This is a genomic window from Stutzerimonas stutzeri, from assembly GCF_000590475.1.
GTDB classification, from domain to species: Bacteria; Pseudomonadota; Gammaproteobacteria; order Pseudomonadales; family Pseudomonadaceae; genus Stutzerimonas; species Stutzerimonas stutzeri_D.
In genome coordinates this window covers 430,834-443,767 of record NZ_CP007441.1, presented here as the reverse complement: position 1 = coordinate 443,767, position 12,934 = coordinate 430,834, and the positions used below count along the sequence as shown (strand labels likewise).

Genomic DNA, 12,934 nt, shown 5'->3' with positions numbered 1-12,934 from the left:
CCAATCAAGCGCGATAAACAGAGGCGCTATGATGGCGAGGGCGTTCAGTATTTTCAACACGCCAGGACGAAATGCCTGACAGGTGTGGATCCATGGTGTTATTCCGGCAGCGCGGCGACCACCGAAAGTTCGACCAGGATCTCCGGCTCGCACAGCTTTGCTTCGACGGTAGCGCGGGCCGGCGCGGCCCCGTCCGGCAGCCAGGTGTCCCACACCGCGTTCATCCCGGCAAAATCGGCATCGATGTCCTTGAGGTAGATGGTTACCGAAAGAATGTGCTGCTTGTCGGTGCCCGCCTGACGTAGCAGTCGTTCGACGTTGTCGAGCGTATCGCGGGTCTGCTGCTCGATACCGGCGCTCATGTCTTCACCCACCTGGCCAGCCAGATAGACCGTGCCGCGATTGATGACGATCTGACTCATGCGTGAGTTAGTGTGCAGGCGCTGTATGGCCATGTTTGCGGGACTCCTTGGTCGTGCCGTAACGGGAAATGTCCAGCCCATCGGTGCTGATATGGGTACGTTTTTGCGCCAGCAGGTCGGCGAGCACACGCCCGGAACCACAGGCCATGGTCCAGCCAAGGGTACCGTGACCGGTGTTCAAATACAGGTTGCGATAGGCGGTGGCGCCAATAATCGGCGTGCCATCTGGCGTCGCCGGGCGTAATCCGGTCCACAGCTGCGCACTGCTCGGGTCGCCGCCCAGCGGGAAGAGATCACCGACAACCATCTCCAGGGTTTCGCGCCGGCGTGGATTCAGCGAGAGATCATGCCCCGCGATTTCGGCCATGCCGCCGACGCGAATCCGCTGGTCGAAGCGGGTGATGGCGACCTTGTAGGTTTCATCGAGCACCGTCGAAACCGGTGCCATGGCCGGATCGCTGATCGGTACGGTGAGCGAATAACCCTTGAGGGGATAAACCGGAGCATGAATGCCCAGTGGCTTGAGCATCTGCGGGCTATAGCTACCGAGCGCCAGCACGTAGCGATCGGACTTCTCCAGCTTGCCGCCGATCCAGACGCCATCGAGACGATCGCCGGAAAACTCCAGCCGCTGAATGTCCTGCTCGAAGCGAAATTCCACGCCGAGCGCACGCGCCATCTCGGCCAACCTGGTGGTAAACATGTGGCAGTCGCCGGTCTGGTCGTTGGGCAGGCGCAGCGCGCCACTGAGCTTGTCCGCTACTCGCCCCAACGCAGGTTCGACGCGAGTGATGCCGGCGCGATCCAGCAATTCGTAAGGCACGCCGGAGGCTTCCAGGACGGCAGTGTCCTTGGCGGCGTTATCCAGTTGCGCCTGGGTACGGAACAGTTGGGTCGTGCCGCACTGACGGCCTTCATAGTCGATGCCTGTCTCGGCGCGTAGCTCGTCGAGGCAGTCACGGCTGTATTCGGACAGCCGCACCATGCGCTCCTTGTTCACCGCGTAGCGCGCCGTCGTGCAATTGCGCAGCATCTGCGCCATCCACAGGTATTGCTGGATATCGCCGGTAAGTTTGATGGCCAGCGGGGCATGGCGCTGCATCAGCCATTTCATCGCCTTCAGCGGCACGCCGGGCGCGGCCCAGGGCGAGGCGTAACCGGGAGACACCTGGCCGGCGTTGGCGAAGCTCGTTTCCATCGCCACGGCGGGCTGACGGTCGACAACGACCACTTCGAATCCCGCACGCGCCAGATAATAGGCACTGGTGGTGCCGATTACGCCGCTACCCATCACCAGAACACGCATCCCCGCCTCCCGCCCGGCCTCGACCGGACTGTCCGAGTCACTATTAAAGCGGAGTATAAAAAGCTACCGGCAGTGGTATTCGCCATATAAAGCGCTATCTTTGCGTTTTATTCACGCCATAAACGGCTTATTTGGAGGCGATACACCTATGCGAACCAAGCATCAGACCCGCCGAGAATTGGATAAGCTCGACCGTCAGATCCTCCGCCTGCTACAGGCCGAAGGGCGTATGCCGTTCACTGAGCTGGGCGAGCGCATCGGCCTGTCCACAACGCCTTGCACCGAACGCGTCCGCCGCCTGGAACGCGAGGGCATCATCATGGGCTACACCGCCCGCCTGAATCCTCAGCATCTCAAGGGCGGGCTGCTGGTCTTCGTCGAAATCAGCCTGGCCTACAAATCCGGCGACATCTTCGAGGAGTTCCGCCGCGCCGTGCTCAAGCTGCCGCATGTGCTGGAGTGTCACCTTGTATCGGGGGACTTTGACTACCTGATCAAAGCGAGGATTTCCGAGATGGCTTCGTACCGCAAACTGCTGGGCGACATCCTGCTCAAGCTGCCACACGTGCGCGAGTCGAAGAGTTACATCGTCATGGAAGAGGTAAAGGAGTCGCTCGAACTGCCCGTACCGGATTGATCGAGAGACTGCGCTTTTTGCTCAGCGGACCCGGTCCGGTCTACCCTTCGACCAGGAAAATCGCTCAAGGCTCGACTATGACCACTCGGCAACCGGCCGCACCCGCACAGCTCCACGCCCCGTCCTACTATGCTGCCAGCGCCAACCGAACCCTCGAGTTCGCCCCCTTGCAGGGCGAGCAGCACGCCGATGTCTGCATCGTCGGCGGCGGCTTCAGCGGCTTGAATACGGCCATCGAGCTGGCTGAGCGCGGCATGTCGGTGGTGTTGCTGGAAGCACACCGGATTGGTTGGGGCGCCAGCGGCCGTAACGGCGGGCAGCTGATCCGTGGCGTCGGACATGACGTCGAGCAGTTCCAACCGGTGCTGGGCGATGACGGTGTGGACAGCCTCAAGCGTATGGGGTTCGAGGCGGTGGACATCGTTCGCCAGCGCATCGAGCGTTACGCCATCGAATGCGATCTGACCTGGGGCTATTGCGACCTGGCGACCAAGCAGCGCCATGTCGAGGGATTCGAAGCCGACTACGCCGATCTTCAACGTCTGGGCTATCCCCATCCGTTGCGGCGCGTGCCGAAAGACGCCATGCACGAGGTCATCGGCTCGGATCGTTACGTAGGTGGCTTGATCGACATGGGCTCCGGCCACCTGCACCCGCTGAATCTGGCGCTAGGGGAAGCGGCCGCAGCGCAATCGCTGGGCGTCCGATTGTTCGAGCAGTCGACGGTCGAGCGCATCGACTATGGCCCGCAGATCCAGGTGCATACAGCGCAGGGCAGCGTTCGTGCAGGGCAGCTGGTACTGGCCTGCAACGCTTATCTGGGCTCGCTGAACAAGGCGCTGTCTGGGAAGGTGTTGCCAGCCGGCAGCTACATCATCGCCACCGAGCCACTGCCCGAAGACACAGCCCGCGCGCTGCTGCCGCAAAACATGGCGGTCTGCGATCAGCGGGTGGCGCTGGACTATTTCCGGATGTCGGCTGACGGGCGCCTTCTGTTTGGTGGCGCCTGCCATTATTCAGGGCGGGACCCGAAAGACATCGCAGCCTACATGCGGCCCAAGATGCTCGAGGTGTTTCCGCAGTTGCAGGGCACCCGCATCGACTTCCAATGGGGCGGCATGATCGGCATAGGCGCCAATCGTCTGCCGCAAATCGGACGGCTACCCGATCAATCCAACGTGTATTTTGCGCAGGCCTATGCAGGGCATGGATTGAACGCCACTCACCTGGCCGGGCGGCTCCTGGCCGAGGCCATCACCGGGCAGGCCGAGGGCCGTTTCGACCTGTTTGCCCGCGTCCCGCACCCGACCTTTCCAGGCGGGCAACGCTTTCGTTCCCCCTTGCTGGCGCTGGGAATGCTCTGGCACAGGCTAAAAGACCAGTTCTGAATTCTGCCGTTTCGCTGACGTCCAAGCTGTCGGGATAACAATCGACAGGAGGACCCTGCACATGCGTCTGCTGTTTCTTGTAGTGGTGCTGTTCCTGGCCGGCTGCGCGGGCCAGGTCGTTCCCGCCCCGCCATCCTACGCCCTGCCCAGCCACGATTCCGAACTGGCCAAGCGAGTCGATGCGCTGGGGTCCGGACAGCCTGACGGCACTTCCGGATTTCGTCTTCTCTCCGACAGTGCCGAGGCCTTCACCGCACGCATGAAGATGATCCGCCATGCGCAGACGAGCCTCGACGTGCAGTACTACATCGTCCACGACGGGCTCAGCACCCGAGCATTGATCGACGAGATGCTGCGTGCGGCCGACCGTGGCGTCAGGGTCCGGCTGCTGCTCGACGACACCACCAGCGACGGCAGCGATTACCAGATCGCGACGTTGGCCGCGCACCCCAACATCCAGATTCGTGTGTTCAATCCGTTGCACCTAGGTCGTAGCAACGTCGTCACACGCTCACTGGGGCGCCTGTTTCACCTTTCCCAACAGCACCGGCGCATGCACAACAAATTGATGCTGGCCGACAGTAGCCTGGCCATCGTCGGAGGGCGCAATCTGGGCGATGAGTATTTCGACGCCGACCAGGGCTTCAATTTCACCGACATCGACCTGCTCGCTGCCGGCCCGGTCGCTGGCCAACTGGCCGGCAGCTTCGATGAATACTGGAACCATGAACTCAGCGTGCCGATCCAGCACTTCCTGCGTTATCCGCCGGACCAAGCCGAACTCGAGCAGGCGCGCAAAGCCGTCACGCACTATTTGCAGATCGAGCAGCGCAAAGACAATCGGCGCTATCAACACCTCATGGGCAATCTGGACGAACCGCTGCTCGATCATTGGTTAGCGGAGTTGATCTGGGCGCCAGGCGAGGCGCTCTGGGACAATCCCGACAAGATCGAAGCGCCCGGCACTCCGGACGAGAAACTGCTGCTGACTACCCGACTACAGCCAAGCATGGATGGCGTGAGCCGCTCGATGACGTTGATCTCCGCCTACTTCGTACCCACCGAGGAGGGCGTCGAATACCTTGCCGACCACGCTAGAAACGGGGTCGCCGTGCAGATTCTGACCAACGCGCTAGAGGCAACTGACGTGCCCGCGGTACATGGCGGCTACGCGCCCTACCGAGCCGACCTTCTCCAAGCAGGGGTGAGGTTATTCGAACTGCGCCGCCAACCGGACCAGGACACGAGCTATAGCCTTAGCGGCGATTCGGAGTCCAGCCTGCACAGCAAAGCGGCCATATTCGATCGGGAGCAAGTGTTCCTCGGTTCGTTCAATTTCGATCCTCGCTCGGTACTATGGAATACCGAGGTTGGCATTCTGGTGGACAGCCCTGCACTGGCCAGTGAGGTGCACCAGCTAACGCTGGAGGGCACTTCGCCCGCCGTGAGCTATGAGGTCCGGCTGATTGAGCACCAGGGCAAACAGCGCCTGGTCTGGATCGCTGAGGATCAGGATCAGCGCAAGGTGCTGCTGCACGAACCCGGCGGCGCCTGGCGGCGATTCAACGCTTGGATCAGCTGGATGATCGGGCTTGAGCGCATGCTGTAGGCGACCTTTGGAGCGCAAATCCGTTTCGTGACACTTCGGCCAATCTTACTGACGAAACGGTCGGGGTCTCGGAATTCATCCCTTGGTGTGATACCAGAGTGCTACCTCTTAGATAAGGCTAGCGAGCGGTTAATGCCGTTCCGAAATGGACGGCGCCTGCTTCTATAAAAATAAAAAGGAGCGCGACATGCATTCTCGCAAATGGCTATGGATGGTTATTGTGTTGGCGAGCTGGTTCCCAGCGCTGCTCAATTCCGCTCAAGCTCAAACGTTCACCGCGCTGGAAAGCATGCAGATTCATGCCAACCGCGCCACCAGCAGCCTACTTCTTTACCGTGGCGAAGGCTTTCAAAAAGCGCACCTGAAACGCCTGGATAGCGACCTCAAGGCGCTGGCCGACACGGTAGACAACTTCCCCGGCGCCAGCAATGAACTGCGCGAGCTGCATCAGGTGCTACAGGCCACATTGCGCGAGGGCGCAGGCTTCGGCTATGAGGAAGATGACGTGCCCTGGGGCTGGCCGCTGCACATGAGCAAGGCGCTGCGCGACTTCCTCACGGCGGTGCGTAGCCAGCAGGGCGCCGACGTCCGCGCCGAGCTGCCCGCCAAGGTGGAATACCTGACCGTCCAGTATTTGAGCCGTGCCTATGTCGGCTCCTTCGAAACCGCTCGGGAACAACCGGACACCTACCTTGGCCAGGATGAGCGGCTTCTGGTGCCTTCGATCGATAAGCAGCTCGACGCCCTGGACAGCCAATCAAATCCAGCCGTCGCCAAATTGAAGACCCGCTGGGGCTTTCTCAAGGTGGCGCTCGAAGACATGAACAGCGGCAACAACAGCTTTAACACAGCCTCAGGCCGCGCCTTCGCGCCGATCATGGTTGATCGCCATGCCCGCAGCCTCACTGATCAGTGGATGGCGCTCGCGCCTGATTGAAGGCCCTAACACCCGCGTTCAGGCATCAATCGGGCGCTGGCGTAGCCCTACCGGTCCGACCCGCGCCTCGATGGCCTGACGCAGCGGCTCACGCAGGCCGAGCATGAAACCCAGTTCGGCCGCGACGAACAGCGGCCCGATGATCAACCCGCTCAGATCATCGGCGAACGCGGGCTTGCGCCCTTCGAAGTAATGGCCGACGAACTGAAAGATCCAACCCACCACGAACAACCCGACTCCCGCGCTCAGCCAGAGCGCCGTCGACTGCTGCGCCAGGTGCGCGCCGATCCAGACGCAGAGCAACAGCAGCGCCCCCATGAGCACGCCAAAGCGTAGGTCCAGCCGCAGGTAGAACAACGTGGCGCCGACGGCGAGCGCGACAACCGGACTCAGCCAAAGCCCGGAAACCTCCACGCCGGGACGCGACAGCAGCACCGCGACGGCCAGCACGATCATCGGAATGCCGATGAAATGGGTAAGCAGATTGCGCGGATCACGGTGATAGGCCGCGTACTGCGCCAAGTGATCGGTCAGGGTTTTCATGGGTGAGCTCCGGATGGCCTGTGCTGCAAGCTTAGCCAGCCTGTCAGCTCGCAGGGTGGCAACCAATGGTAGATGACTGCCAAAGGCCAAGGCGCTTATGCCAACGCGCCATCAACCCGCTATGGCTCGGGGCGATAGCCCAATCGCAGGCCACCCCAATGACGGCCGGCCACCATGATCGGCACCGACAGGTCATGCATCAACTCGCCGGTGTCGCGGCTATAGGTCTGTAACAGCACCTTGCGCTGGTGGCTGCCACAGCGCCCACCGGTTCGATCGTTGAATAGGCGCTTGCTGCGACTCTTGATCTTGTCGATCTCCGGATCGCCAACCGGGGGCTGACTGAAGGCGCGGTTGTGGGTCGGTACGTAGCCGTCCGGTGTGGTCGCGATGGCATAGACCAGCGCATCGTTACGCTCGAGCAGTGGCTCCTGAATTGCCGGCAGGACTTCGTCGGCATAGCGGTCGAAGCGGGTGCTGTAGCGAACCGGATTGGTCCCCGCCTGCGCCTGGTAATTTCGATCGAAAAGGTCATCGAGCCTGAGCCGTCCGGCTTGCAGATCGGCCTCGAAACGCGCACCGATAGCGCCTGCGCCTTCACGCGCCAGGTCGAAGATGCTCTGGTGATAGTCATCCAGCTGCACTTCGGCGAGCTGCTCGCTGACGGCTTCTGCCTGGCTGACGAGCTTCTCTGCTGCCTGCTCCAACTGGCGAGTCTGCGTTTCGCTCTCCAACGCATCTCCGCGCAGTTGGTCCAGCGCCACGAACAGCTGTGCGAGCCGCTCGTGGTTATTGGCCGTGCCGGAGGTGATTTCCGCCACTTGGGTTTCGACGTTGCCGGCCAGGTCGGCGATACCGCTGAGCTGCGTCCCGGTACCGGCAATCTGCGCCGCGGCTTCGTCGAGTTCGCTTGCCTGTTTCTGGATGTGGTCGACTACCGCCCCACTCTGCTCGCGGATATCGCTGACCATCCGCCCGACTTCATCGGTGGCGCTGCTGGTCCGTCCGGCGAGGTTGCGCACCTCATCGGCGACCACCGCAAAGCCGCGCCCGGCCTCCCCGGCACGCGCCGCCTCGATCGCGGCATTGAGCGCAAGCAGGTTGGTCTGGCTGGCGATGGACTGGATCACATCGGTGATCCGCCGTATTTCTTCAGTGCGTGCCGAAAGCCCGTCGAGCAGCTCGCGACTGGCTTTGGTCTGCGCACTGAGCCCTTGCATGCGTTCGATTGCATGCTGCAGCTCGGCGCGCCCGCTGTCGCTGCTGCGGCGGACGGCTTCGGCGGCTTCCAGCGCCTGGCGTGCACGAGAGGCGCTGTCCTGCTCGGTCGCGGTCATTGCCTCGGCGCCATTGGCCACCTCACTGATCGCCACCAGCTGCGACTGCAGGCGTGCGGCCAATTGCTCGGCGCTGAACGACACTTGCGCGGCCGACAGCGCGTTGTGGCAGGTATGACGAGAAAGGCTCTTGCTCAGCGCGGCGGAGCTCTGCAGGCCAGTGTCGACCGAAACAGGGATGGCGCTGTCGGCACGCCACGGACCTAACCAGGGCCACAGAGCGAGCAGCATGATCGAAATCACGGTCAGATAGAACGGCAGTCCCATCCAGTCATGAAACAGCAACAGTCCCAGCAAGGCGGCTGCGTGCAGCAGACAGGCCTTGGGGCGAAGGCGGAAGGCAGGGCGCATCGGTGGCCTCTTGTTTTCATCCGGTAAAAAGCTGTTGTACCACCTCTGCCACCCATGGACATCGTTCCTTAGTGGCAAACAGCCTGTACCAGGCGGAAAAAAACGAGCAGTCGACCTTTCCTACCGCCTGGTATGGCCGGGGCTACCGGGTTAGCGGCAGCAAATCGCCAACCTTAAGCTACGCCTCGATCCTGCTGAATATCAGGCTCGCTTCGTCTCAGCGCGGCGCATCCGGCGCCGTCAATGGCAGACCGAGCTGCACCCGTCGCCGCAGCCAGGGACTTGGGCGATAACGGGGCTCATGACCGTAGCAGGCCTGCATGCCTTCCAGAATGCTTAGGATTCGGGCGGGGTTGTAGTAGTCGGCGAACCCCAGCGGCCCCTTCGGATAGCCGAGCGCAACAGTCACGGCGCGGTCGAGCGTGTCCGGCGAAGCAATGCCCTTCTGCGCGATCTCGCAGCCAAGGTTGACGATGCTGGCAATGACTCTCTGGCTGACGAAGCCCGGAGAATCATTGATCACTTCGACGGGTACGCCATCGGCTCCCAGCGCTTGGCGCGCCTGCGCCTCCAGCGCAGGATCCAGCGCTGGCTGGCGCATCAGCACGCGACGCTTGTCGAGATCACTGAACAGGTCCAGCGCAATGGTGCGCACTGCAGGCAGCCCCAGCCGCTCGATGCAACTGCTGGCATCCTCGCCCAGCGGCGTGATCAGGCAGATTGCCTGGCTCGATGGTTCGGCACCCTCTTCGAGTACGGCACCGGCCTGCTGCAGGACGGAATCGATATGACTGCGCAGCTCGGGCTCGATGCTGTCGAGCCAGAACGGCCGATTCACAGTCACTGGCTCGAAGTGGGGCTCCGGCGTGCGGATCTGCTGGCCATTCTCGTAACGGTAGAAACCCTGACCGGTCTTGCGTCCGAACAACCCTGCGGCCACCCGCTGCGCAGCGAGGTAGGACGGCGTGTAGCGTGGATCGTAATAGAACTGATCGTGCACCGACTCCATCACCGCATGGGAAATATCCAGGCCGGTCAGATCGAATAGCTCGAACGGACCCATGCGAAAGCCGGGGCCGTCACGCAGGATGCGGTCGATCTGTTCTGGCGCGGCGATGCCCTCGCTGAGGATCCGCTGGGCCTCGGTGCCATAGGCGCGGCCTGCGTGATTGACCAGAAAACCGGGGGTATCCGGGGTGACCGCGGGAAAATGCCCGGCGTGCTCGGCCAGTTGCACCAGCCGCTCGATGACCTCGGGGTCGGTACGCTCACCGCGGACCACCTCGACGAGCTTCATCAGCGCCACCGGGTTGAAGAAGTGATAGCCCGCTACCCGTTCGGGATGCTTGCAAGCACTGGCGATGCGGGTCACCGACAGCGACGAGGTGTTGGTCGCCAGCACCGCGTCGGCGGCGACCAGGCCTTCGAGCTCGACAAACAGGTTCTGCTTGGCCTCGAGATTTTCGACAATGGCTTCGATCAGCAACTCGCAGGTGGATAGCTCGGCCAGTTGATGAGCCGGCTGCATGCGCTCCATAACCGCGGTCAACTCATCGGCGCTCAAGCGCCCCTTGGCGACACTGCGTTCGAGTAGCCCGCGGTTGAACTGCAAGGCTTGCTCAATGGCCTCGGGCCGACTGTCGTACAGCCAGACCTGCTGACCGGCGCTGGCGAATAACTGCGCAATGCCGCGCCCCATGGCGCCGGCGCCGATGATGCCAATACGGGAAAACATGCGAACCTCCTGAATGGATGGCGTTGCGTCTGCCTGGATCTATATCTAAATTTCGCACTGCGGAATGGTATTCCACCTTTATTGACCAAGAGCCTAAAGACTGCCAGTCTCCTTAGCAAGCCATCCGCGATCGAACACCATGTCCACTTCAGACTATTCACTTGCCCAATTGCAGCTGGTGCACGCCTCCGTTACCGGCTTCTTTCAGGACATCGGCTGCGAGCTGCTGGCCTATGGCCCGGAGCACGCCACCCTGGCGCTGAATCTCCTGCCGCGGCATCTGAACAATGCTAGCAACATGCACGGTGGTGTCATGGCGACCCTGATGGATGTTGCCATGGGCCTGTGCGGCACATGGGAGGCGGACCCGGCAGAGCGCCGGGTAGCGCTGACGCTGTCGATGAACATCAATTTCAGCGCACCGGCGGCGGCAGGTAGCCGTATCAGAGCAGTGGCCCGGTGCCGGTCCGCCGGGCACAAGGTATTCATGGCCAGCTGCGATCTGCTGGATGACGGGGATCGGCTGATCGCCTTCGGCGAAGGCGTGTTCAAGCGCGGCGCCCGACGGCGCGAGCTGCCCGCCTAGATGACTGCGCTCCTGCCGCTGGCCCTGCTGTTCGAACTTCTGGCGCTGGTCACGCGGCTACAGCCGCTTAGCGTTATGAGCGGCGTCCTGCTGGCGCTGTTCTTCAGCTGGCACTGGCGCTCGCTGATGCCCTACCCGCGTCGGCTCGGGATGGTCACCCTCGCCGTGCTCGGTTATTGGTTGGTGACCGGCGAGGCGAACTGGCAGCAGGCCGCGCGAATGTTGTCGTCGGCCGCCTACTACGCCGCCTTTATCGGCGCGTTGGGCCTGATGCACTGCCTGGTCAAGCGTCTGAAGCAGCTCAGCGAGCTGCATCGCCTGTTGCTGTCCGGGCCTCGTGCGTGGCTCTATCCCGGCTATCTGATGAGTACCTTCGCGATCAGCTCGGTACTCAGCTTCGGCATGCTCAATCTGATCTGCGGATCGCTGGAGAGTCACCTTGGGCGCCGCCCGTATAGCGATAGCCAGTGCCGCGAGGGCCGGCGCGGTGTGATGGTCACCGCACTGCGTGGATTCGCGCTGGTGCCCTTGCTGGCACCGACCAGCGTCGCGGTGGCGATTCTGACCCGCGAACTTCCTGGCCTAACCTGGAGCACGCTATTACCGTTCGGCCTGCTTGGCGGCCTGATTCTGTTGCTGTTTGGCTGGCCAACCGAAAACCGTCGCCTGCAACAGTTGATCGACCATTCACCCGCCAAACCCGGCGCGGGTTCGCCACAGGCTAGCGGTAGCCTGCGTGGATTGCTCATTGGCAGTCTGATCGGTATCGCGCTGATCGCCCTGCTGGCAGCCCTGACCTGGCTGTCCGCCACCCAGGCCGCCATGCTGCTGGTGCCGATCGCCGTGATCGTGATCCTGCTCTGGCAACGGATCGCGCCACCACAGGTATTCAGCGAGGTCAGCGAAACGCTCATCGGGATGCGCAACGAGACCTTTATCTTCGCCAGCTCGGCGTTGCTCGCCGGCCTGGTCGCGGCAGTGTTGCCGGTGCATCACCTGGCGGATCAGCTCGGCAATACGCCGTTGGCACTGTTCGCGCTAGGGACGTTCGGCGCACTGGCGGTGATGGCGCTGGCGCTGCTCGGTGTCGCCCCGCTGATTTCGCTGAACCTGTGTGCGGCTCTGCTGGCGCAGCTGGCGAGCCAGGGCCTGCCAATCATGCAGCCAGCGGTGGCGCTGCTGTTCGGCTTTTCCCTGGCGATGCTGCTATCTCCCTACGGGCCCTCCGCCTTATTACTGGCTCGCCACGCCCAGCTGTCGCCCTGGCGTATCGCCGTTGGATGGAATGGCCGTTTCGTGCTCAGCGTGCTGCTCCCACTCTTGCTGGTACCGCTGCTGGCGTGAGGCACGGCGGCTTACATCCAGCCGTATTCGGCCATGGACAAAGGCTCGCCATCGCCGACGATGAAATGATCCAGCACCCGCACGTCGATCAGCGCCAGCGCATCGGTAAGTTTGCGGGTCAGTTGCCGGTCGGCCTGACTCGGTTCGGCAATACCGGAAGGATGATTGTGGGTCAGGATGACTGCCGCCGCATTCTGCGCCAACGCCCGCTTGACCACCTGCCGCGGGTAGACGCTGGCCCCGTCGATGGTGCCGTGAAACAGCACTTCGAACGCTAATACACGGTGCTTCGAATCGAGGAACAGACAGGCGAACAGCTCGTGCGGCTCGTGCCGCAACCGCGCCTTGAGGTAGTCACGCACCGCCTGTGGACTTTCCAGCGCCGAGTCGCGGCGAATGCGCTCGGCCAGATGCCGTCGGGCCATTTCCAGCACCGCCTGCAACTGGGCGAACTTGGCCGGGCCCAACCCCAGGTGACCGCTGAATTGCTCCAGATCGCTTTCGAGCAGCGCCCGCAGACTGCCGAACTCGCTCAGCAGGTACCTCGCCAGATCCACCGCGCTTTTGCCAGCCACCCCGGTGCGCAGAAAAATCGCCAGCAATTCTGCATCCGAGAGGACCGACGCACCCTGCTCGAGCAGTTTTTCCCGCGGTCGTTCCGCCGCAGGCCAATCACGAATGCTCATGTCACCTCCATGTCGAGCGTAGCCCTCGTCCGCTGAGGGCGCTGTGCTATCTT

Annotated in this window: 12 protein-coding genes; 6 read left to right on the top strand and 6 right to left on the bottom strand. The window is 62.4% G+C overall.

The window, feature by feature from the left end; translation table 11 throughout:
- Nucleotides 1-98 precede the first annotated feature (98 nt).
- Both CH92_RS02075 and dadA read right to left on the bottom strand, forming a co-directional pair.
- Nucleotides 99-455: a RidA family protein gene (locus tag CH92_RS02075; protein WP_025240146.1), complete on the bottom strand. Its 357-nt coding sequence runs from the start codon at nt 453-455 to the stop codon at nt 99-101.
- Nucleotides 430-1,728: a D-amino acid dehydrogenase gene (gene dadA / locus CH92_RS02070; protein WP_025240145.1), complete on the bottom strand. Its 1,299-nt coding sequence runs from the start codon at nt 1,726-1,728 to the stop codon at nt 430-432. Before dadA ends, CH92_RS02075 begins: the two co-directional genes overlap by 26 nt.
- 148 nt (nt 1,729-1,876) lie before the next feature.
- On the opposite strand from dadA, the gene CH92_RS02065 reads away from it, so the two are divergent.
- From CH92_RS02065 to CH92_RS02050, 4 genes are all read left to right on the top strand, one after another.
- Nucleotides 1,877-2,365 carry an Lrp/AsnC ligand binding domain-containing protein gene (locus CH92_RS02065; protein WP_025240144.1) on the top strand — a complete coding sequence of 163 codons (489 nt, stop codon included), beginning with the start codon at nt 1,877-1,879 and terminating at the stop codon, nt 2,363-2,365.
- 77 nt (nt 2,366-2,442) lie between these two features.
- Nucleotides 2,443-3,753 (top strand): NAD(P)/FAD-dependent oxidoreductase, encoded by a 1,311-nt coding sequence (locus CH92_RS02060; RefSeq protein ID WP_025240143.1) that lies wholly within the window; start codon nt 2,443-2,445, stop codon nt 3,751-3,753.
- Between the two features lie 61 nt (nt 3,754-3,814).
- A complete protein-coding gene (locus tag CH92_RS02055) occupies nt 3,815-5,362 on the top strand; it encodes a phospholipase D family protein (protein WP_025240142.1) in 1,548 nt (515 codons plus the stop codon).
- A 187-nt stretch (nt 5,363-5,549) separates the two neighbouring features.
- Entirely contained in the window at nt 5,550-6,299 is a 750-nt protein-coding gene (locus CH92_RS02050) for a hypothetical protein (protein WP_025240141.1), read from the top strand.
- Between the two features lie 18 nt (nt 6,300-6,317).
- On the opposite strand, the gene CH92_RS02045 is transcribed toward CH92_RS02050, so the two are convergent.
- From CH92_RS02045 to CH92_RS02035, 3 genes are all read right to left on the bottom strand, one after another.
- Nucleotides 6,318-6,842 (bottom strand): DUF962 domain-containing protein, encoded by a 525-nt coding sequence (locus CH92_RS02045; RefSeq protein WP_025240140.1) that lies wholly within the window; start codon nt 6,840-6,842, stop codon nt 6,318-6,320.
- Between the two features lie 119 nt (nt 6,843-6,961).
- On the bottom strand, nt 6,962-8,530 hold the full coding sequence (locus CH92_RS02040) for a methyl-accepting chemotaxis protein (RefSeq protein WP_025240139.1): 1,569 nt from the start codon (nt 8,528-8,530) through the stop codon (nt 6,962-6,964).
- Between the two features lie 217 nt (nt 8,531-8,747).
- Nucleotides 8,748-10,265, bottom strand: a complete 1,518-nt coding sequence (locus CH92_RS02035) for a 3-hydroxyacyl-CoA dehydrogenase (protein WP_025240138.1) — start codon at nt 10,263-10,265, stop codon at nt 8,748-8,750.
- Between the two features lie 139 nt (nt 10,266-10,404).
- Here CH92_RS02035 and CH92_RS02030 point away from each other — a divergent pair, with 139 nt between their 5' ends.
- Together CH92_RS02030 and CH92_RS02025 are read left to right on the top strand one after the other, a co-directional pair.
- On the top strand, nt 10,405-10,851 hold the full coding sequence (locus tag CH92_RS02030; protein ID WP_025240137.1) for a PaaI family thioesterase: 447 nt from the start codon (nt 10,405-10,407) through the stop codon (nt 10,849-10,851).
- Nucleotides 10,852-12,195: a hypothetical protein gene (locus CH92_RS02025; protein WP_025240136.1), complete on the top strand. Its 1,344-nt coding sequence runs from the start codon at nt 10,852-10,854 to the stop codon at nt 12,193-12,195.
- A gap of 11 nt (nt 12,196-12,206) precedes the next feature.
- Here CH92_RS02025 and radC read toward each other — a convergent pair whose 3' ends face one another.
- Nucleotides 12,207-12,881 carry a RadC family protein gene (gene radC, locus CH92_RS02020; protein WP_025240135.1) on the bottom strand — a complete coding sequence of 225 codons (675 nt, stop codon included), beginning with the start codon at nt 12,879-12,881 and terminating at the stop codon, nt 12,207-12,209.
- Nucleotides 12,882-12,934 lie beyond the last annotated feature (53 nt).